Annotated in this window: 23 protein-coding genes; all 23 read left to right on the top strand. The window is 40.4% G+C overall.

Going from position 1 to position 20,313, the window contains the following annotated elements; genetic code table 11:
- Window positions 1-84 precede the first annotated feature (84 nt).
- Window positions 85-765 carry a flagellar brake protein gene (locus K8O68_RS01195; RefSeq protein ID WP_230895112.1) on the top strand — a complete coding sequence of 227 codons (681 nt, stop codon included), beginning with the start codon at window positions 85-87 and terminating at the stop codon, window positions 763-765.
- A gap of 103 nt (window positions 766-868) precedes the next feature.
- The gene (gene cmk / locus K8O68_RS01190; RefSeq protein WP_230895111.1) at window positions 869-1,552 is read left to right on the top strand and encodes a (d)CMP kinase; all 684 of its coding nucleotides are present in this window, start codon (window positions 869-871) and stop codon (window positions 1,550-1,552) included.
- Between the two features lie 22 nt (window positions 1,553-1,574).
- The gene (locus K8O68_RS01185) at window positions 1,575-2,147 is read left to right on the top strand and encodes a lysophospholipid acyltransferase family protein (RefSeq protein ID WP_370640466.1); all 573 of its coding nucleotides are present in this window, start codon (window positions 1,575-1,577) and stop codon (window positions 2,145-2,147) included.
- Window positions 2,148-2,234: 87 nt separating this feature from the next.
- Window positions 2,235-3,392 (top strand): 30S ribosomal protein S1, encoded by a 1,158-nt coding sequence (gene rpsA, locus K8O68_RS01180; protein WP_230895109.1) that lies wholly within the window; start codon window positions 2,235-2,237, stop codon window positions 3,390-3,392.
- Between the two features lie 30 nt (window positions 3,393-3,422).
- Window positions 3,423-4,478: a type 2 isopentenyl-diphosphate Delta-isomerase gene (gene fni, locus K8O68_RS01175; protein WP_230895108.1), complete on the top strand. Its 1,056-nt coding sequence runs from the start codon at window positions 3,423-3,425 to the stop codon at window positions 4,476-4,478.
- A gap of 312 nt (window positions 4,479-4,790) precedes the next feature.
- Window positions 4,791-5,420, top strand: a complete 630-nt coding sequence (locus tag K8O68_RS01170; protein ID WP_483314037.1) for a YphA family membrane protein — start codon at window positions 4,791-4,793, stop codon at window positions 5,418-5,420.
- 335 nt (window positions 5,421-5,755) lie between these two features.
- The gene (der, locus tag K8O68_RS01165) at window positions 5,756-7,072 is read left to right on the top strand and encodes a ribosome biogenesis GTPase Der (RefSeq protein ID WP_230895106.1); all 1,317 of its coding nucleotides are present in this window, start codon (window positions 5,756-5,758) and stop codon (window positions 7,070-7,072) included.
- A gap of 33 nt (window positions 7,073-7,105) precedes the next feature.
- Window positions 7,106-7,717: a glycerol-3-phosphate 1-O-acyltransferase PlsY gene (gene plsY / locus K8O68_RS01160; RefSeq protein ID WP_230895105.1), complete on the top strand. Its 612-nt coding sequence runs from the start codon at window positions 7,106-7,108 to the stop codon at window positions 7,715-7,717.
- A 14-nt stretch (window positions 7,718-7,731) separates the two neighbouring features.
- Window positions 7,732-8,781 (top strand): NAD(P)H-dependent glycerol-3-phosphate dehydrogenase, encoded by a 1,050-nt coding sequence (locus K8O68_RS01155; protein ID WP_230895104.1) that lies wholly within the window; start codon window positions 7,732-7,734, stop codon window positions 8,779-8,781.
- A 78-nt stretch (window positions 8,782-8,859) separates the two neighbouring features.
- Window positions 8,860-9,126, top strand: a complete 267-nt coding sequence (locus K8O68_RS01150) for a stage VI sporulation protein F (RefSeq protein WP_230895103.1) — start codon at window positions 8,860-8,862, stop codon at window positions 9,124-9,126.
- 238 nt (window positions 9,127-9,364) lie between these two features.
- Window positions 9,365-9,568: a DUF2768 domain-containing protein gene (locus K8O68_RS01145; protein ID WP_093047142.1), complete on the top strand. Its 204-nt coding sequence runs from the start codon at window positions 9,365-9,367 to the stop codon at window positions 9,566-9,568.
- Window positions 9,569-9,597: 29 nt separating this feature from the next.
- Window positions 9,598-10,326 carry a hypothetical protein gene (locus K8O68_RS01140; protein ID WP_230895102.1) on the top strand — a complete coding sequence of 243 codons (729 nt, stop codon included), beginning with the start codon at window positions 9,598-9,600 and terminating at the stop codon, window positions 10,324-10,326.
- Between the two features lie 511 nt (window positions 10,327-10,837).
- Window positions 10,838-12,316, top strand: coding sequence for a stage IV sporulation protein A (spoIVA, locus tag K8O68_RS01135; RefSeq protein WP_093047140.1), 1,479 nt, complete (start codon window positions 10,838-10,840; stop codon window positions 12,314-12,316).
- A gap of 351 nt (window positions 12,317-12,667) precedes the next feature.
- Entirely contained in the window at window positions 12,668-12,940 is a 273-nt protein-coding gene (locus K8O68_RS01130; RefSeq protein ID WP_093047139.1) for an HU family DNA-binding protein, read from the top strand.
- A gap of 180 nt (window positions 12,941-13,120) precedes the next feature.
- A complete protein-coding gene (folE, locus tag K8O68_RS01125; RefSeq protein ID WP_093047138.1) occupies window positions 13,121-13,687 on the top strand; it encodes a GTP cyclohydrolase I FolE in 567 nt (188 codons plus the stop codon).
- 163 nt (window positions 13,688-13,850) lie between these two features.
- Entirely contained in the window at window positions 13,851-14,069 is a 219-nt protein-coding gene (gene mtrB / locus K8O68_RS01120) for a trp RNA-binding attenuation protein MtrB (RefSeq protein WP_230895101.1), read from the top strand.
- Between the two features lie 215 nt (window positions 14,070-14,284).
- A complete protein-coding gene (locus K8O68_RS01115; RefSeq protein WP_230895100.1) occupies window positions 14,285-15,100 on the top strand; it encodes a heptaprenyl diphosphate synthase component 1 in 816 nt (271 codons plus the stop codon).
- Window positions 15,101-15,104: 4 nt separating this feature from the next.
- On the top strand, window positions 15,105-15,806 hold the full coding sequence (locus tag K8O68_RS01110) for a demethylmenaquinone methyltransferase (protein WP_230895099.1): 702 nt from the start codon (window positions 15,105-15,107) through the stop codon (window positions 15,804-15,806).
- A 67-nt stretch (window positions 15,807-15,873) separates the two neighbouring features.
- Window positions 15,874-16,734 carry a UbiA-like polyprenyltransferase gene (locus K8O68_RS01105; RefSeq protein WP_230895098.1) on the top strand — a complete coding sequence of 287 codons (861 nt, stop codon included), beginning with the start codon at window positions 15,874-15,876 and terminating at the stop codon, window positions 16,732-16,734.
- The gene (locus K8O68_RS01100) at window positions 16,731-17,342 is read left to right on the top strand and encodes a UbiX family flavin prenyltransferase (RefSeq protein WP_230895097.1); all 612 of its coding nucleotides are present in this window, start codon (window positions 16,731-16,733) and stop codon (window positions 17,340-17,342) included. Before K8O68_RS01105 ends, K8O68_RS01100 begins: the two co-directional genes overlap by 4 nt.
- Complete coding sequence (locus K8O68_RS01095) at window positions 17,339-18,196, top strand: menaquinone biosynthesis protein (protein ID WP_230895096.1); 858 nt, start codon at window positions 17,339-17,341, stop codon at window positions 18,194-18,196. Before K8O68_RS01100 ends, K8O68_RS01095 begins: the two co-directional genes overlap by 4 nt.
- Window positions 18,197-18,210: 14 nt before the next feature.
- Window positions 18,211-19,182: a heptaprenyl diphosphate synthase component II gene (gene hepT / locus K8O68_RS01090; protein WP_230895095.1), complete on the top strand. Its 972-nt coding sequence runs from the start codon at window positions 18,211-18,213 to the stop codon at window positions 19,180-19,182.
- Between the two features lie 221 nt (window positions 19,183-19,403).
- The gene (gene ndk / locus K8O68_RS01085; protein WP_230895094.1) at window positions 19,404-19,847 is read left to right on the top strand and encodes a nucleoside-diphosphate kinase; all 444 of its coding nucleotides are present in this window, start codon (window positions 19,404-19,406) and stop codon (window positions 19,845-19,847) included.
- Window positions 19,848-20,313 lie beyond the last annotated feature (466 nt).

Raw genomic sequence — 20,313 nt, 5'->3', positions numbered from 1 at the left:
GACGGGCAGGGTCAAAAGAAGGAGATTTTTAACTTACATAGAATCACTTAGGGTAGAGAGTAGTGTATTTAAAGGAGGGGCCTTTTGATTAAAATAGGAAGTACGATTCATATGGAAATGACAGATAAAAAAGATAATAGAAGATTCAGGAGCAAAATCCTTGATTTGGAGTCAGGTTATATTTTTATTGATTTTCCTGTAGATGATCTAAACCGCAGACCTGGTTTCTTTTTAGAAGGCACCCAATTTAAAATATGGTTTATAGGTGGGGATCAGGCTATTTATTTATTCGAATGTGAAGTGAAGGGAATAGCTGAGCGGGAAATCCCGATGTTAGTATTAACAGGTCCTTTAGATAATAACTATATACGTATTCAACGCCGCCAATATGTAAGAGTGGAGACAATGGCTGATGCTGCTGTGTACTCTGAGGAAGGAAAATTCACTCCATTTACAACTGTCACTTCTGATTTAAGCGGGGGAGGCCTGTCCCTTCATTTGCCGGATGACCTTTCTATAGCGGGGGGAGAAGGCTTCAAAGTATATTTGGCGCTGCCCTTCCAGTCCGGAGAAACGGTTTATATTGAGGCTGGTGCTGAATTTATCAGATCAAAATCCATAAAGGGAAAGGCCATAGGGTCTGGAGAGTTTAAGAAAATTGAAGATGCAGACAGGCAAAAAATAGTCCGCTATTGTTATGAAAGACAGCTTATAATAAATAAAAAAGAAAAGAAGCATCATAGCAGGCCGGTGCAATTTGAATAATTACAAATGATTCTGAAAAAATAGACCGTTCATGTATAATTATGATAATATATGGAGTGTAAACGCAATAACTATTAGATTTTTTCTTAGAAAGGGTTGCAGCATGAAAACAGAAATGAATATTGCAATTGATGGGCCGGCTGGTGCAGGGAAAAGTACCGTCGCGAAATTGCTTGCAGAAAAATTATCCTTTGTTTACGTTGACACGGGAGCCATGTACCGTGCTTTAACCTGGTACGCCCTTGAAAATAATGTAGACGTAAATAACGAGGATATCTTAAATGAATTGCTTAAAGAAAGTGATATAGAGTTAGTGAATGATGCCGGTTCACTTAAAATTAAAATGAATCAGAGGGATATTACTGAAGACATCCGTTCTTCAGAAGTGACAAATAACGTATCCTATGTGGCTAAACATGAAAAGATAAGAAAGGAAATGGTAAGAAAACAGCAGGAGCTCGCACAAAGAGGCGGAGTGGTTATGGATGGCAGAGATATAGGTACAGCAGTTCTGCCGGCTGCAGAAGTAAAAGTATTTCTGACAGCGTCTGTAGAAGAAAGGGCTAAAAGGCGGCATGAAGAACATTTATCAAAAGGCCTTCCTTCTGATTTAACTTCATTAAAAGAAGAAATCGCCAAAAGGGATCAAATTGACTCAGAAAGAGAGTTTGCTCCGCTTAAAAAAGCTGAGGACGCAATTGAATTAGATTCGACGTCGATGACTATACACGAAGTAGTTGACCGAATCTATGCTATTGCAGCTGAAAGGGATGGGGCAGTTGAGTAAGTTATACTCCTTAGGACAATTTATTTGCAGAACTTATTTTCGTATCTTTTACCGTGTGAAAATAGAAGGAAAAGAGAATATCCCTTCTGATACCGGGGTACTCCTTTGCAGTAATCATATACATTTACTTGATCCTCCCCTCGTAGGGGCCTTTCTAAAGCGTCAAACGAGGTTTATGGCTAAAGCTGAACTTTTTCAAGCTCCCATTCTAAAACAGCTGCTGCCTAAGTTAGGGGCTTTTCCAATAAGGAGAGGGATGAGCGACCGGCAGGCAATGAGGACAGGTTTGAAGCTGCTGAAAGAATCGGAAGTAGTAGGTTTATTTCCAGAAGGCACCAGAAGTAAGACAGGTAAATTAGGAAAAGGCCTTACAGGTGTCGGTTTTTTTGCTCTACGCTCGAACGCAGCTGTCATTCCTTGTGCAGTTATAGGAAGCTACAAATGGTTTTCTACCCTGAAAGTGGTGTATGGCCCTCCGGTTGATATGGAAACCCTGCGCGAACGTAAAGCTTCTCCTGAAGAAGCCACACAACTGATTATGCAGGGCATACAGCAGCTGCTGAACGAAAACAGCAAGGGTGAGAATCAGGATTAAGGGAATATCTTTCAAATTGAAAGATGATATAAATAATCAGTATTCATGTATCCCGGCATCAAACCGGGACTTAGGGAGGTAACGTCAATGGTAGAAGAAATGAATAACGAAATGGCCGAATTTAATTCATTGTCAGTAGGTGATCTGACAAAAGGTACGGTCTCTAAAGTGGAGGAAAAACAAGCTTTTGTGAATGTCGGCTACAAAATGGATGGAGTATTGCCTATAAGTGAGCTGTCCAGCCTTCATGTTGAGAAAGTGGATGATGTGTTAAAAGAAGGAGAAGAACACGAATTTAAGGTTATTAAATTAACCGAGGATGAGCTTGTTTTATCAAAAAAAGCTGTTGTGGCTGAACAAGCATGGAATGATATGGAACAAAAGCTTGATTCAAAAGAAACCTTTGAAGCGGCCGTAGCAGACGTTGTGAAAGGCGGGCTTGTGGTAGATGTTGGTGTAAGAGGGTTTATTCCCGCTTCTTTAGTTGAGCGCCATTATGTAGAAGACTTTTCAGATTACAAAGGAAAAAGCCTGCGCTTAAAAGTGGTAGAAATGGACCGTGAACGAAACAAACTGATTCTTTCTCAAAGAGCTGTTTTAGATGAAGAAGTTAACGAGAAAAAGAAAGAAACTTTATCTTCTGTCAAAGAAGGAGAAGTAATTGAAGGGCAAGTCCAGCGTTTAACTAGCTTTGGAGTATTTGTAGATATTGGAGGAGTAGACGGACTTGTACATATCTCTCAATTGGCTCACCATCATGTTGAAAAGCCTTCCGATATTGTGAGTGAAGGAGATACTGTTAAGGTTAAAGTGTTAGGTGTAGACCCTGACAATGAGCGAATTTCACTTTCCATTAAAGATACACTCCCTGGGCCTTGGGAACTTCTGGAGGGACAGGTCAAGCCAGGTGATGTCATCCAGGGCACGGTAAGAAGGCTTGTTTCTTTCGGAGCATTTATAGAAGTAGCTCCCGGAGTTGAAGGCCTTGTCCATATTTCCCAAATTGCCAACAGACATATTGGTACTCCAGGCGAGGTATTGAAAGAAGGAGAGACCGTTTCAGTCAAAGTACTGGATGTAAATACGAAGGATAAAAGGATTTCTTTAAGTATCCGTGCACTGGAAGAGGAAAGAGAAACTAAAGCTGAAAACGAAGCTAAACAGGAATACCAAAAAGAAGATGACCATGCCGGCTTTTCTTTAGGTGACGTAATCGGGGATCAACTTAAGAAATATAAGAATTAATTTATAAACAAGGGTTTTAGAGGTGATAAATTGAGCCGTGCAAAAAGAAAGTTAGATCATATTGAACATGCATTAGAAACAGGACAATCAAGAGCATCAGGGTTTGATGACATTCAATTTATTCACCGGACCTTTCCTGATATAAGCGTAAAAGGAGTGTCACTTTTAACTGACATCGGCGGACTTAATTTTAGTTCGCCGATTTTTATCAATGCCATGACAGGAGGCGGCGGTAAAGACACGGAAGTCATTAACCGTCAGCTTGCTCAAATTGCAAATGTTTTTAACATTCCAATGGCCGTTGGTTCTCAAATGTCTGCTCTTAAAGATAAGAACGAAATGAATTCTTATAAAGTTGTCCGACAGTACCATCCCAAAGGGCTGGTTTTTGCAAATGTAGGAAGTGAAGCAACAACGGACCAGGCTAAACTCTGCGTGAATATGCTTGAAGCGGATGCCCTTCAAATCCATATGAATGTTATTCAAGAGCTGGTCATGCCTGAAGGAGACCGGGACTTTACCGGGGCGCTGACAAGGATTGAACAAATTGTAAAGAGTAGTGAAGTTCCTGTGATTGTAAAAGAAGTTGGTTTTGGAATGAGCCGGGAAACGGTTTACCAGCTAAAAGAGATAGGTGTTAACTACGTCGATATTGGAGGGTTTGGAGGCACAAACTTTTCACTAATTGAAAATGCACGCAGAGAGAGAAGCATGGCATTTTTTAACCAGTGGGGGATCCCTACAGCAGCTGCGATTGCCGAAGCAAAGTCAGTTTCCGGTCCTGTTCATGTGTTGGCTACAGGAGGAATCCAAAATGCTTTTGATATTTCAAAGGCGTTAGCCCTGGGAGCAGAGGCCGCAGGTATGGCGGGCCGAGTCCTGAAATGGCTGAATGAAGAGGGGGAAGAGCAGACCATCCAGCATATAAATGATCTCCTGGAAGATCTCACTATGATTATGGCTGCTCTTGGCGCCAGGAATATAAAAGAACTTCAAAAAGTTCCTTTCATACTGACTGGCGGCACAAAAAATTGGTTAACTGAGAGGCACATTGATACGGCGTTATTTGCAAACCGTCATATTTGAGTTTTTTAAAGAGGCTGAAACAAAAGAATAGTAATCATAAAGAGATCCGAACAGAATTTTCGAATTCTGTTCGGATGTTCTTTTTGAGAAAAGCGGTAATGTCAGTCGCCAAGTGGACGCTTGCCCAGGGGCTTGTCTTGAGCTGGATTCAATTTAGCTTGGGGCTTCATTAAATTAAATATTCAGGCATCTTTCAGGTTCTTAAGGTATGAATTGTAAACTAAAAGGTGAAACTGCTTATAAAAAGGGAGCTGGCTTTTTTTACAAGTGCTGTTGTATGGCAGTCCCCTTAATAAAGGAAGGATCGAAGAAATGGAAGGTGTTATTTTTCACTGGATAGCCTGGATGTCTGTGATTAGTATTTATTTTTTTATGGGAGCTTCCTCTTATAGAACTCAGTTATTAATATTCACCTTTGCAACGATAATTTTCTCCTCTGTTAAACAGACTTTTTATTTCATAGAATGGAATCTGGCATGGGTTTGCTTTATTCTTCTATGTTTATTCACGATGAGAAATCTGACAAATAAAGAGCTTGTTAAAGGTTATTTTGTCAGTATTATAATTGCTAATTGTTTTTTTATGATTCATCGGGCAGCCTATTTAGAACCTGTCTGGCTTTTATATTCTCCTCAATGGATGATTGTCGGAGCAAGCATGCCTTTATTGCTTATTTTCCTGCAAGGGATTTACAGCAGAATGTACAGTCTGATTCTGGGAATGTTTCAGGGAATGGGGCTCTCAAAACTGACCCTGGCTTTTTCGTCTGGCATGGAGACAGTTGGAGAAACTAACAGTATGTTTATTTTAGACGTCATTTCATTGCTCGCCGGATTGACTCTTGTCTGGTCTTTTCTTGAGTATATTTCCTTAAAGCTCACGGAACTGACTGTTAAAACGAGAGGGGGACCGGTCACTCTCAAATCAAAAATGAATGCTTAATAATCTGGCTCTATTAATGATATAAAGTTAACTTTTAGAAAAACACTCACTTGCCTGTTTAAAATTAAGCTGTTTTTTCCATTGGGATACCTTCATTAGTTAAATTAAACTTTATCCGCCGGCAGAACGAGCCGGGTGGGATATATGCTTGATGTTCAGGGGTTTGCAGCTGCCTCCGGAGAACGATAAAATTAATATTAAGCATATGAAATATAAGAGTGACGATAAAAAATCATTAGATAAACCTGCATTTCCTTAATGCAAGGTTTCTTTCCAATGGACTTCAACGTATAATGGTAAAGTGTGAATTTAGAGATGAAAGCGAGGAGAATACTGTGCCAAAACCAGTATTAGCCATTGTTGGTCGACCAAATGTAGGAAAATCAACAATTTTTAACCGTATAGTAGGAGAAAGAATTGCAATTGTCGAAGATAAACCGGGAGTTACGCGTGACCGTATATACAGTTCAGGTGAGTGGCTGCAGCATGAATTTTATATTATCGACACAGGAGGAATTGAAATCAGCGATGAACCATTATTGGAACAGATGCGTTATCAGGCCGAACTGGCTATTGAAGAAGCGGATGTCATCTGTTTTACAGTTAATGGAAGAGAAGGGTTAACTGCGGCGGATGAAGAGGTTGTCCAAATTCTTCACCGCTCTAAAAAGCCTGTAGTTGTCGCTGTTAACAAAATGGACGACCCTTCTATGCATGAAAAGCTTTATGAATTTTACAGCCTTGGAATAGGAGATGTTTTTCCGGTATCAGGTTCCCATGGTCTCGGGCTTGGAGATCTGCTCGACCAAATAGCATCTTACTTTCCAGCAGATGAAGAAGATCCTTACGATGAAGATACTATTCGTATGAGTCTCATCGGAAGACCAAACGTAGGAAAATCATCCCTTGTAAATGCTATTCTTGGTGAAGAGCGGGTGATTGTCAGTAATATCCCGGGTACAACGAGGGATGCGATAGACACGCCGTTTACGAAAGATGATCAGGACTATGTGGTAATAGATACCGCCGGGATGAGGAAACGCGGGAAAGTTTATGAATCAACTGAAAAATACAGTGTGCTGCGGGCATTGAAAGCTATTGAGCGGTCAGATGTGGTACTTGCTGTTATAAATGCGGAAGAAGGAATAATTGAACAGGATAAAAAAATTGCCGGGTATGCTCATGAGGCCGGCAGAGCTATTGTCATTGTCGTGAACAAATGGGATGCCGTTGAAAAAGATGATAAAACCATGAAAGAGTTTGAAGAGAAGATAAGGGATGAGTTCCAGTATCTCGACTACGCGCCCGTTATCTTTCTGTCTGCAAAAACAAAAAGAAGAATACAGCACTTGTTACCGGCTGTTAAAGAAGTGAGCGAATCTCATAATATGCGTGTGAAAACCCATGTACTGAATGATGTTATTGTTGATGCTGTAACAATGAACCCTACCCCGACTGACCATGGGGGACGAAGGCTTCGAATCAATTACGCTACACAGGTATCAGTCGCGCCGCCAACCTTTGTGCTGTTTGTCAATGATCCTGATTTACTGCATTTTTCCTATAGAAGGTATTTAGAAAATAAAATAAGAGCGGCGTTTGGATTCGCAGGAACTCCAATTCATATTATTGCGAGGAAGAAAAGCGATTAAATAAATGAAAGGTTGAATGAAGGGGGGGATCACATGTCAGTCATTGCGATCATTTTATCTTATTTAACTGGAGCAGTGAGTTTCAGCTATGTTATCGGAAAACGCTATAAAAATCTTGATATACGCGAGCATGGAAGTGGAAACGCCGGTGCCACAAATACTTTAAGGGTAATGGGAGTCGCCCCTGCCATTACCGTCCTTCTTTTAGACTGCGGTAAGGGGATAGCTTCTGTCTGGATAGGGTATTTACTGTCCGGAGGAGACCCCCTCATAGCCGCCTTCTGCGGCCTTGCAGCTATTCTGGGACATAATTGGCCCGTATATTACGGCTTTAGAGGTGGTAAAGGAGTAGCTACAACCATCGGGGTTCTCGCTACTTTAGTTTTTACTGCTGCATTAATATCAGGTATTGTTGCTATATTGGCTATTATATTTACCCGTTTTGTATCGCTTGGTTCTTTATTGTTTGTAGCTGGCACCACACTTACCACCTCTGTATTTTTTCAACAATTTGGTTATCCTGTTTATTTCATTTACTTTTTACTTATTATTACGGGATTATCGTTTTGGAAACATAGAACAAATATCCAAAGATTAATTAAAGGTACAGAGAGTAAATTAGGAGAAAAATCACCTGCAAATTAAGAGGAGGTAGTCTAATGGCGAAAGTAGCGGTATTAGGATCAGGAAGCTGGGGGACAGCTCTATCAATAGTATTGTCCGATAATGGACACGAGGTCTCTCTGTGGGGAAGGTCGGAAAACCAGGTTAATGCCATAAATGAAGAAAGAATCAATACACGGTACCTGCCAGATATAGAGCTGCCGGAGAATATTACAGCTTACACCCGTATCGGAGATGCTCTTCATAAAGCTGACGTCATACTCGCCGTTGTTCCGACAAAAGCGATGAGAGAAGTTTTGAAAACTGCAAGAGAGCATCTTGAAAAGCCATTATTATTTATTCATGCCAGTAAAGGGATTGAGCCGGAAAGCCACATGCGTATCTCGGAGATCATTGAAGAAGAGATTCCTGAATCATTGCGGACGGGGGTCGTTGCTCTGTCCGGGCCAAGTCACGCAGAAGAGGTCTGCCGCCGCCAACCCACCACCGTTACAAGCTCTTCTTTAAGTATGGAGCATGCAGAGCAGGTGCAGGATCTGTTTATGAACCAGCATTTCAGGGTGTATACCAATCCTGACTTAATCGGAGTGGAGATCGGTGGAGCCTTAAAGAATATTATTGCTATAGGTACAGGGATGACTTATGGCCTTGGTTTCGGAGACAATGCCAAAGCCGCTTTAATGACCAGGGGACTGGCTGAAATTGCACGTTTAGGATTAAAACTCGGAGCTACTCCACTCACATTTGCAGGTCTATCAGGGTTAGGAGATTTGATTGTGACATGTACAAGTATACATAGCCGTAATTGGAGAGCGGGAAACATGCTTGGAAAAGGTAAATCTGTAGATGAAGTTGAAGCCGAAATGGGGATGGTTGTTGAAGGTATCCGGACAACTAAAGCAGCATACCAGGTAGCAAAAGCGACCGGAGTTGAAATGCCTATCACAGAGGAACTGTACCACGTTCTGTTCGATAATAAGCCTGCAAAAGAGGCTGTAACTGAACTGATGGGCCGTGTTAAAAAACATGAAGTGGAAGATTTAAAACTTGGAGACCAGGATCCTTTAAACCACTTTGAACCGTAAAAAATTTTTTCAAACCTTCACTAATTCCTATCTTATGCATACTATATGAGCACATATTAGTATGAGGAGGGATGACGTGTGGAAAGAAAAAACAATTCATTTTTTGATGACCTGGAGAAAAAAACAAATGTGAAACACCAGGATTTATTTAAATTAGCCCAGTCTGTCAATCAAACTGATCTTAGCAATGAAAAAAATGTAAGGCAGTTAATTCACCAGGTAGCTCAAATGGCTAATGTCTCGGTTTCGAAACAAAAGGAAGATGAACTGGTAAAAGCGATCACCTCAAACCAGATTCCAATGGATTTCGGGACGTTAGCAAAAATGTTTCAAAAATCTAAGTGATTTTAGGCTTTTTTATGAGTCATCGACATGAAAGCCCGCATAAATATACTAGAGACAGATGCATGGCTGTCATATCATTACAGGCAGTGTTTAGTCATATTAACCGGAGAAAGGGCCCTTTTTCTCCGGTCTTTTTCTTTGTTTAATTAAAAGGCTGTGCTATAATAATTCAGGATTTCAAATTAATTATGTTAGTTATAGTTTTATTATGTCGAATAGTATTCGGGAGGAAAAGAAAATGTTTGAAGATCCAATGACAAAAATGTGGGTGTCATTTATAGGAATGGGCTTAATGTTTTTTTCAGTGATACTTACTATTTTTACTAAAGAAAAACTCTCTGGAATTCTTCGTTATATTTTACTGACTATCTCTTTTATCAGTATAATGATAGCGGGATTAATTATTTTCCTCGTAGTTTTTACAGGCCCTGTCCCGGACTAAGAAAGAGTTTAACGTAAGGTTGGGATATTATGGTTAAATATAAAATTTTGAAACTTACCTTGTTAGCAGGCGCTTTAATTTTTTTAGCAGGCTGCCTCTATCCTGAAGAACAGCGCAGGGAAAATCAGCCTGTCTATGAAGAACAGCTCCAGTCTGTCCAGAGTGCGGTTATGAGGTACCAGGAGAATACAGGAGTGCTTCCAATTAAGACGAGGGATGCAGACACACCGGTTTTCCGTAAATATCCGATAAATTTCTCTCAGCTGGTACCTGCCTATCTTGAATCTCCTCCCGGAAATTCTTTTGAAAGCGGCGGAACCTTCCAGTATGTTCTGGTGACTCCTGAAGAAACACCGGAAGTAAAACTGATTGATTTAAGAACAGTGCGTGTTATTCAGGATCTGGAAAGAAGGATTTTCCAGTATCGCAGCGAGCATCGTTATGCACCCGTGAAAGAAGTGGCAGGGAACGAACTGCTCAAGCTGGATTACGAGAAGCTGAATTACGACGAAGAACCTGTAGTTGAAAGTCCTTTTCATCCTGATCACCGGCTTCCTTTGCTGCTGCAGACAGACGGCAGCATCGTCATAGATTACTCTCTAGATATTAAATATTATTTGGACGAGCATGGGGAAGACAGTTATGAAGAGGGCGATGACTTACGGTGGCTGTTAGTGGAACATTCACCTTTTGTACCTGCTTACTCTATTCCTCAAACAGCAGAAGATGGAGAAGTTGTATTCAAAACAGCTGAGTGAGCAGACAACCTGTTTCCTGCTGCTGTGAATACAGCTTTCCAATTGAGCTGGCAGAGGAAGAGACTGGCAGCGGGGGATTTCCCCCTTGAGCCCTGTTCTCTAAAAGGGCCTGCGAGGAGATGAAGTATAAAGTAATACTTTTGTGGATCTTAGACGTTAAGATGTTGAGACAAATGATGAAACATCCGAACAAATTCCTTAGAATTGTTTGGATGTTTTTTTGATTTCATTATCCGGAAGGACGATTAGGGGAAGTGAATTTTCAGCCTCCAGCAAACCAATTTTCCCTTATGGCTATAAGCAAAGTCACGGCTCATTCAACAAAGGATTGCCGTTCTAATCTTTCTTCATGAGGCATATGTATTCAAGTAGACGAGAATGAAAGTTTAAAATCTTTTAACACACTAGTCATAAACGATGGACAACATCATAGAGTAATAGAGACAAAGACTTGAATTCAATCATGTCCGCATGAATGAGTTTACTTAGAAACTGAGCAGGAGGCGATTTTGTGGAAAAGGTGGATATCTTTAAAGATATTGCAGAACGAACAGGTGGTGACATTTATCTAGGGGTGGTAGGCTCAGTAAGAACTGGAAAATCAACTTTTATTAAAAAGTTTATGGAGCTTGCTGTTATACCAAACATTGAATCCGACTCAGACCGCGCCAGGGCCCAGGATGAACTGCCCCAGAGTGCAGCAGGCAAACAAATAATGACGACAGAACCTAAATTTGTACCTAATCAGGCGGTTTCTATTCATGTGGACGAAGGGCTGGACGTAAATATCAGAGTTGTTGACTGTGTAGGGTATGCCGTACCAGGTGCCAAAGGTTATGAGGATGAAGACGGACCGAGAATGATTCACACGCCATGGTACGAAGACGCTATACCGTTTCAGGAAGCAGCAGAGATTGGTACAAGAAAAGTGATTCAGGAGCATTCTACTCTGGGAGTGGTAGTCACCACAGATGGTTCTATAGGTGAAATTCCCCGAAGTGATTATATTGAGTCAGAAGAAAGAGTTATTGACGAACTTAAAGAAGTAGGCAAACCGTTCATTGTACTGGTAAACTCTGTCCACCCGACCCATCCTCAAACAGAAGGGCTTAGAGCTGAACTTGAGGAGAAACACGATGTACCGGTCTTGGCAATGAATATTGAAGGTATGACCGACCAGGATATTCACACGGTAATGAGAGAAGTTCTCTTTGAATTCCCTGTTCATGAAGTTAATGTTAATCTTCCTAGCTGGGTGATGGTTTTAAAGGAACAGCACTGGTTAAGGGAAAACTATGAACACTCAGTTCGGGAAACAGTGAAAGATATTAAGCGGCTGAGAGACGTAGACCGTGTAGTCGGACAATTTTTCGAGTATGATTTTATTGAAAGAGCGACACTGGCCGGCATTGAAATGGGGCAAGGTGTGGCTGAAATAGATCTAAAAGCTCCTGAAGATTTGTATGACCAGATTCTCATGGAAGTCGTGGGAGTGGAAATCAGGGGAAAAGACCACTTATTAGAACTTATGCAGGATTTAGCATTTGCTAAATCAGAATACGATCAGGTAGCAGAAGCACTGAAAATGGTCAGGCAGACAGGATATGGCATTGCAGCACCGACCATTCATGATATGAGCCTCGATGAGCCTGAGATTATCCGACAGGGCTCCAGGTTTGGTGTCAGGCTTAAAGCCGTCGCTCCATCGATTCATATGATTAAAGTAGATGTTGAATCCGAATTCGCGCCGATTATAGGAACTGAAAAACAAAGTGAGGAACTTGTCCGTTATTTAATGCAGGACTTTGAAGAAAACCCGCTCTCAATTTGGAATTCTGATATATTTGGCCGGTCGCTGAATTCAATTGTAAGAGAAGGGATTTCAGCCAAACTTTCATTAATGCCTGAAAATGCAAGATATAAATTAAAAGAAACGCTGGAAAGAATAATTAACGAAGGATCAGGTGGATTGATTGCCATTATATTATAGCTCTCCTTTAAGGAGGGCTTATTTTTTTATTTTTATGCTTGAAATTATGTGCTTTTATAAGTTATTTTTATGGAAAGTCCATATTTAAAATATCCAGCCTTGGAAAGCGTTGCGAGAGTAGAGTTGATAAGTATTATCCAATTTTTAGGTGTTTTTTTGCTTTTTCTTGCCATCTTAGGTAAAAAAATAATAAAAAAACCAAGAAATACGCAAAAAATGTTGAATTATTAAGCTTTTTCGTTTAACATAAGCCTTGTTATCCCATGAATTGCAGGGAAACAAGTATAAAATGCTTATGATTGTGAAAGAAAAGGAATAGCACAACTATAAGTTTGGGAGGAGGTGAATGGTATGAATAAGACAGAACTTATCAATGCAGTTGCTGAAAAAACAGATCTTTCAAAGAAAGATGCTACAAGTGCAGTTGATGCAGTTTTTGACGTCATCACTGGTTCACTTCAAGAAGGCGATAAAGTTCAATTAATTGGCTTTGGTAACTTTGAAGTGCGTGAGCGTGCGGCTAGAAAAGGCCGTAACCCGCAAACTGGAGAAGAAATCGAAATTCCTGCAAGCAACGTACCGGCTTTCAAGCCAGGTAAAGCCCTTAAAGATGCAGTTAAGTAATTACATATAGGGCTTAAAGGTTTATGAAAAGAGTTCCCGCAGTTAGCTGACGGGAACTCTTTTTGTTTCTGCGAATTCTAAGCATCCAGTGAAACAGGCCGTTTTCTTGTTTTTGTTTCATTTGATGTGCTAGAATTTTAACGACCTGTCCATCTAAAATAAGAAACGGAGGCCGTTTTAATGAGTGAAGTCAATCATGCTAAAATAGAAGAAGCCGTAACGATGATCCTGGAAGCTATTGGTGAAGATCCTTCCAGAGAAGGTCTGTTAGATACTCCAAAACGCGTGGCAAGAATGTACGAAGAAGTTTTTCAAGGGATTTCCCAAGATCCTAAAGAACATTTTAAGACGGTTTTTGGAGAAGATCACGAAGAATTAGTACTAGTAAAAGATATTCCCTTTTATTCAATGTGTGAACATCATCTCGTTCCTTTTTTTGGTAAAGTACATATTGGTTACATACCAAAAGGAGGTAAGGTAACAGGACTCAGTAAACTGGCTCGCGCTGTTGAAGCGGTCACACGCAGACCTCAGCTTCAGGAAAGGATTACTTCTACAATAGCTGACTCAATTGTAGACACGCTAACACCAAGAGGGGTTATTGTTGTAATTGAAGCAGAACATATGTGCATGACTATGAGGGGAGTCAGGAAACCGGGATCAAAGACAGTGACTTCCGCTGTAAGAGGTGCATTCGAGAGAAGTGACGCAGCAAGGGCTGAAGTGCTTTCCCTTATTAAAGAATAAATAACCTGTTCCGGAGCACGATAGTTAAGGGGTGTAACGGAATGAAGAACAATGAAAAAAATGAACTGCTGAGCTGGCTGTTGCCTGTCGGAGTTGTACTGGCTGCTGTTTATATTGCATACTTACTGTTAATTTAGTCAAAATGGGGAGGAGAGAGTATATTATGGCAGATTCAAATGATTATATTGTAATTAAAGCAGACGAAGACGGCGTTAACGTTATTGGGTTAACGAGGGGAACGGATACACGCTTTCATCACTCAGAAAAACTGGATAAGAATGAAATGATGATTGCTCAATTTACTGAACATACTTCCGCTATTAAAATCCGGGGCAAGGCAACTCTTCAAACAGCCCATGGAGAAATGAAAAACGGTGAATAAAAGCAGGTATTTTTCCTGCTTTTATTTTTTGACAGCGCTTTCTTTTCGGGGCTTTACGCCTGAAAAGGGGGGCTGTTTTTCGTACTTGTTTCACATATACATAACCTGAGTTTTTATAAAAGGATTGCTTATCGGTGTGAAACAATTGTGATATACTAGACATGTGTGGAATCGAACGTATATTTTGGACAGACTTTGACGCTGGGGGATTTCAGATGAGGGCATTCGATAATTACAACAAGGAATTAAACAGGGTGTTCGACAGTTTTTATACTCGTGTGAACCATCCTTATATAAAAAGATTTTTAGAAGACCCGGTGGTTGATGCCGATCAAGCCGCTGTTCTTTTCTATATGCTTAAAGATAAAGGTTACTCGCGCCAGTACATACATGACTGTATTTTAACTGCCATGTTTGTCCAGGCTGCACTTGACACTCATGAAACTGTCAATGTCCACGGACTGGGCACGGAAACGTTAAAAACAAAACGCCAGCTTACCGTTCTTGCTGGAGATTATTACAGCAGCTTATATTATTATGTGCTGGCACAATTGGGAGATGTGCCATTAATCAGAGTTATGGCAAAATCGATTCAGGATATTAATGAATCTAAAATGAGCATTTATAAACAGCATAAGAAAAAATACAAGCCTGGTATTCGGGAACTTAAGAACGTTTACACGTCGCTTCTTAAAAACATTGCCGTATTCACAGGTTCGGCAGACAGAGTTGCTCTGATTGAAGAATTCTTCTTATTTAAATCACTTCTTGCAGAAAGAGATCTTTTTCTCGATCACGGGTACTGTGGAAAAGCCTTAAATCTTTTTTGCGGCTCATCTGAAATTAAACTTAATAGTCTCAATGAAAAATTTATAATAGACCAGTTTAATATTTATATCGAAGCTTCAATGATTGAACTGGAGAAATTATTACGGCATAATAATGGTTCGGCAGATTTTATACAATTAAGATATGATGAATTAATACAGAAATACCGGCTTAAAGAACAGTGCGCTGTGGAGGAAGGGTAAAAGTATGGCTCGAACAAAAGAAGAACGTGTACATGACGTATTTGAATCTATTTCAGGACAATATGACAAGATGAACAGTATTATAAGTTTTCAGCGTCATGTCGCCTGGAGAAAAGACACGATGAAAAAGATGAAGGTATTCCCGGGCGCCTCTGCGCTTGATGTCTGTTGCGGAACGGCAGATTGGACAATTCACCTGGCTGAGGCCTCAGGGGCTGACAGTAGAATTATAGGGCTTGATTTCAGCGAAAATATGCTGTCTGTAGGGAAAGAGAAAGTAAAAGAAAAAGAGCTTCCCCAAATTGAACTCATCCATGGGAACGCCATGGAGCTTCCCTTTGCGGATAACCAATTTGATTATGTCACCATCGGATTCGGCTTGAGGAATGTCCCTGATTATTTACAAGTGCTTAAAGAAATGAAGAGAGTTTTAAAGCCAGGCGGGATGGCTGTATGCCTGGAAACGTCACAGCCTACGATGCCGGGGTTTAAACATGTGTATTGGGGTTATTTTAAATACATCATGCCGGTTTTTGGGAAAATTTTTGCGAAAAGCTATAAAGAATACTCATGGCTTCAGGAATCCAGTCAGAGTTTTCCTGGTAAGAAAGAATTAAAACAGCTGTTTTATGAAGCGGGATTTTCTCATGTGAAATATAAATCTTATTCCGGCGGCGCTGTTGCGTCCCATTTTGCAACAAAATAATAAAATTACTTTCCAGACTTACTTAATTAATGAGAATTTTTCGGCATGCACAAAAAGGGGTTCCAGAATGAAAAAAATAAAAATAATATTAGAAATGATAAAATTTGAACATACTGTTTTCGCTTTGCCATTTGCATTTATTGGCGCAGTATTAGGCAGTTTGCTAATAGAGGGGAATTGGCCCACTTTAGCGGAGTGGATATGGATTACGTTAGCAATGGTGGGTGCGAGAAGCGCAGCCATGTCACTGAACAGGCTGATTGACGCAAAAATAGATAAAGCTAATCCGCGGACAAAAGACAGAGCAATACCAGCAGGCTTATTATCTAAAATAGAAACTGTAGCCTTTATTACTGGTTCGTTCGCTTTACTGTTTTTTGCTGCTTTCCAGTTAAATATGCTAGCTGTTTATTTACTGCCGGTGGCAGTCTTTTTCCTTGTATTTTATTCGTATACTAAAAGATTTACGTGGTTATGCCATGTTTTTCTCGGAATAACCATTGGCATTGCGCCTCTTGGCGGATGGGTAGGCGCGACCGGTACCTTAACATGGGAAGCTTTTATGCTTTTCGTTGCAGTAGCTTTGTGGACTGCAGGATTTGATGTAATCTATGCGACTCAGGATGCCTCGTATGATAAAGAGGTAAATTTATATTCTATTCCAAGTTATTTTGGTATTGCCAATGCTCTCTTATTTGCTAAAGGCTTTCATATTATCAGTTTCGCTGCGATGCTTTCATTGTTTTTTATTACACCACTGGGATGGATTTTTCTTTCGGGGATTCTTATCGTAGGTGCTATTATGGTTTATGAGCATTCACTGGTGTCTCCGGACGATCTTTCAAAAGTGAATGTAGCTTTCTTTACCATGAACGGAATCATTAGTATTGTTATGCTTGCTTTTACGATCGGAGATTTGATGATATGACAAAAACGGCTCAGAAAAAAGTATTTACAGTAGCAATGACTGGGGCAAGCGGAGCAATATACGGAGTTAAACTGGTTCAGGCGTTATTAAAAGAAGGACACACTGTTCATTTTTTGCTGACAGGTGCAGCTTGGCAGGTTCTCTACTATGAATTAAACATGGACATTAGTGATAAAGAAAAATGTTTGACGGATCTTTTTGGAGGCCATTCGAATTTTCATTACCATACCCAGCAGGATTTCTCTGCCCCTATTGCCAGCGGATCAGCTAAAAGCGATGGGATGATTATTATTCCTTGTTCTATGGGGACGCTTGCAAAGATCTCCCAAGGGATTTCCAGCAACTTGCTTGAACGTGCGGCGGATGTCGTCTTAAAAGAAAGAAGAAAACTCGTCATTGTACCCCGGGAAACACCGCTCAGTTCGATTCATCTTGAAAATATGAAACGGATAAGTGATCTTGGCGGTATAGTGGTTCCAGCTATGCCGGGTTTTTACCATAATCCTGAATCTATGGACGAGCTGGTCATTTTCATGGTGGGAAAAGTGCTTGATCAAATAGGTGTCTCACATGATTTGTTTAAAAGATGGGGAGGGAGCACATCATGAGCCTAATAATAGGTGAAATCTCTTACACGAATATACGGCCCATGTTTTATTATGCTGATCGGGAAAGCCTTAAACAAGCAGGGTGTGAATTTGTGCCGGCCATCCCGTCTAAACTGAACAAAGATATGGAAAGAGGTCTCGTCGATGTAGGAGGGATTTCCTCCTTCTCCTATGGTGAACATAGCGAGGAGTATAAAATTCTGCCTGATTTATCTGTTTCTTCCACTAAGGAAGTAGGGTCCATTTTCTTATTTTCTAAACATCCTATAGACAAATTAGATGGTAAATCTATAGCATTAACATCCAGTTCCGCAACCTCAGTAAATTTATTAAAAATTATTCTTCAAAAATTCTATCAGCTGAATGTTGGTTATCAAACAACTTTCCCTGATTATTCCCAAATGATGACTGAGCACGATGGCTGTTTGCTGATTGGGGACGATGCGATACTGGCGAAATTTTCATTGGCTCCTGAAGTCTATTGTTATGACCTCGGGGAGTTATGGAGGCATTTTACAGGTCTGCCGATGACTTATGCTGTTTTTGCGGTGCGGGAGGAAGCATGGAAAAACCAGCCCCTTCTCCTCGCTGATGTACACCGTGAATTTCTTAATAGTAAGCAGCAATGTCTCGAGAGCGGCTTTGAGGAAATGATTCAATCTATACAATTTCAATTAGGCGGTTCTTTCCGTTTTTGGAAGGATTATTTTTCAAATTTAAATTATGAGCTTTCAGAAAAACATCTGGAAGGTTTACACCGTTTTTATGAATTATCATTTGAATTAAACCTTTTGAAGAAAAAGGTGCAAAATATCTCTATCTGGAATCCTGCCGGATATTTTCACTCTGTTTAGCAAGGTGGACAAAAATGAAACTAACTGACATCTATTGGTATTTACGACCAGATATCATTAAAATAGAAAAAGAAATAGAAAAGAATATTGATGCCCGGCATCCAGTTTTAGAGGAAGCTTCTTCTCATTTATTAAAAGCAGGAGGAAAGAGAATACGTCCTGTATTTGTCCTGCTTGCAGCCCAATTTGGAAATTATGACCTGAACACTATTAAGCATGTAGCGGTCCCTTTAGAGCTTATTCATATGGGGTCGCTCGTCCATGACGATGTCATAGATGACGCTGAACTGAGGCGGGGTAAAAAAACGATTAAGTCTAAATGGGATAACCGCGTAGCTATGTATACCGGCGATTATATTTTTGCTAAAGCTATTGAGCTTGCTACATACAGCGATGATCCCAAACTGCATCATATTTTGGCAGATGCTATGGTAGAGATGTGTATTGGGGAAGTTGAACAAATTCGAGACCAGTTTAACTGGCAGCAGAATCTCAGGATATATTTGCGTCGTATCCGAAGAAAAACGGCTCTTTTAATATCTGTGAGCTGTCATCTTGGAGCTGTTGTGGCCGGAGCCACCCCCGAGGTACAAAGACAGCTTAAAAGATACGGCTATTATGTAGGGATGGCTTTTCAGATTACCGATGACATCCTTGATTTTGTCGGTACAGAAAAAGAACTCGGAAAGCCTGCCGGGAGCGATCTTGCCCAAGGTAATGTGACATTGCCTGCCCTTTATGCAATGGAGAGAGACAGGCACCTTAATTATAAGATTGTGTCTTTTTTACAGCAAAGCGGGACGGAAGCTATTGACATGAAATCGGTTATTCATCAAATTAAACAAACTGGGGCTATCCATTATTCTAAGAAAGTAGCAGATATGTATTTAAATAAAGCACTCTCTGCTCTTGAACCACTTCCGGAAAGCCAGGCAAAAGAAGCTTTAACCCAAATAGCTAAATATATTGGTGACAGAAAATTTTAGACAGACGGGCTCTTATAACAGAGCTCGTTTTTTATTTGTCAGGGTCTCTTAAAATGTTTTTTGCCTGATCCTGTCATCTGGGAGGATAGGCAGATAAAACAGAATTTAAAAAAGTTTAGCGACACTAACCAAAAATTAAACTGGGAAAATTGTGTATTCTCGGAAATTTTGCTATAATCAAAAAGGTTTGTTATCACACTACATACTTGGGGGTTTTAAACATGGAACGTACATTTTTAATGGTTAAGCCTGATGGCGTGCAGCGCAATTTAATCGGGGAAGTTGTTTCACGATTTGAAATGAAAGGGTTTACATTAGCAGGGGCAAAAATTATGCAAATATCCAAAGACCTTGCTGAGACTCATTACGGGGAACATAAAGAGCGGCCTTTTTTTGGGGAGTTAGTTGACTTTATTACTTCAGGCCCTGTATTTGCAATGGTATGGGAAGGTGACGGGGTAATTGCTGAAGCACGAAAGATGATGGGTAAAACTAATCCTAAAGAAGCTGACCCGGGCACTATCCGTGGAGATTTCGGCGTACAGGTCTCTATGAATATTATTCATGGATCTGATTCGGAAGAAAGTGCTAAAAGAGAAATAAACCTGTTTTTCAACGACGAGGAATTAGTCTCATACGGAAAAACACTTAATAAATGGATTTAAAGGGGCGGGTGTCCCGACATGTATCCACACTTTAAAGCTGCCTGTAAGGCAGCCAGGCTGTTGAGAAAGTCTTCTCAACAGCCTTTTTTAAAAGCAAAGTAAGATATCTCACGATCTCATCACTACCGGCGGAGGCTTTCCGTGGGGCTTGTCTTCAACTAATTCTGACTCAGCGAAGCATCGTCAGAATGGATTTTCAGACTGCGCTAGTCCCACAGGAGTCGCCGCCTTTCGTTCTTCAATCATCGTTCCTATCACTTTTCATTAAAGTAAGTTAAAAAGAAACCCGCATTTTTATAAAAAGTGGGTTCTTCGACAATCTGAAGCTGCCTGTAAGGCAGCTTTATTATTACGTCTTTTTAAACCACAGGCTCTGCCTGTGTGAAAATTAACCTTTAAGGGTGGTAACAGAAAAAACTCCTCTCGTTATAATAGAAGATGGCCGCCAAACCAACTTCTAATAATG

The sequence above is a fragment of the Salipaludibacillus sp. CUR1 genome, from assembly GCF_021028955.1.
Lineage (GTDB): Bacteria > Bacillota > Bacilli > Bacillales > Salisediminibacteriaceae > Salipaludibacillus.
This window is presented reverse-complemented; position numbering and strand designations above follow the sequence as displayed.

Coding starts and splice junctions, on each gene's coding strand:
- folE (WP_093047138.1), top strand. CDS start 13,121: ATGAGTGAAGTCAATCATGCTAAAATAGAAGAAGCCGTAACGATGATC.
- K8O68_RS01145 (WP_093047142.1), top strand. CDS start 9,365: ATGTTTGAAGATCCAATGACAAAAATGTGGGTGTCATTTATAGGAATG.
- K8O68_RS01170 (WP_483314037.1), top strand. CDS start 4,791: ATGGAAGGTGTTATTTTTCACTGGATAGCCTGGATGTCTGTGATTAGT.
- plsY (WP_230895105.1), top strand. CDS start 7,106: ATGTCAGTCATTGCGATCATTTTATCTTATTTAACTGGAGCAGTGAGT.
- K8O68_RS01100 (WP_230895097.1), top strand. CDS start 16,731: ATGACAAAAACGGCTCAGAAAAAAGTATTTACAGTAGCAATGACTGGG.
- K8O68_RS01155 (WP_230895104.1), top strand. CDS start 7,732: ATGGCGAAAGTAGCGGTATTAGGATCAGGAAGCTGGGGGACAGCTCTA.
- ndk (WP_230895094.1), top strand. CDS start 19,404: ATGGAACGTACATTTTTAATGGTTAAGCCTGATGGCGTGCAGCGCAAT.
- K8O68_RS01130 (WP_093047139.1), top strand. CDS start 12,668: ATGAATAAGACAGAACTTATCAATGCAGTTGCTGAAAAAACAGATCTT.
- K8O68_RS01115 (WP_230895100.1), top strand. CDS start 14,285: ATGAGGGCATTCGATAATTACAACAAGGAATTAAACAGGGTGTTCGAC.
- cmk (WP_230895111.1), top strand. CDS start 869: ATGAAAACAGAAATGAATATTGCAATTGATGGGCCGGCTGGTGCAGGG.
- rpsA (WP_230895109.1), top strand. CDS start 2,235: ATGGTAGAAGAAATGAATAACGAAATGGCCGAATTTAATTCATTGTCA.
- K8O68_RS01110 (WP_230895099.1), top strand. CDS start 15,105: ATGGCTCGAACAAAAGAAGAACGTGTACATGACGTATTTGAATCTATT.
- K8O68_RS01095 (WP_230895096.1), top strand. CDS start 17,339: ATGAGCCTAATAATAGGTGAAATCTCTTACACGAATATACGGCCCATG.
- mtrB (WP_230895101.1), top strand. CDS start 13,851: ATGGCAGATTCAAATGATTATATTGTAATTAAAGCAGACGAAGACGGC.
- hepT (WP_230895095.1), top strand. CDS start 18,211: ATGAAACTAACTGACATCTATTGGTATTTACGACCAGATATCATTAAA.
- K8O68_RS01105 (WP_230895098.1), top strand. CDS start 15,874: ATGAAAAAAATAAAAATAATATTAGAAATGATAAAATTTGAACATACT.
- K8O68_RS01140 (WP_230895102.1), top strand. CDS start 9,598: ATGGTTAAATATAAAATTTTGAAACTTACCTTGTTAGCAGGCGCTTTA.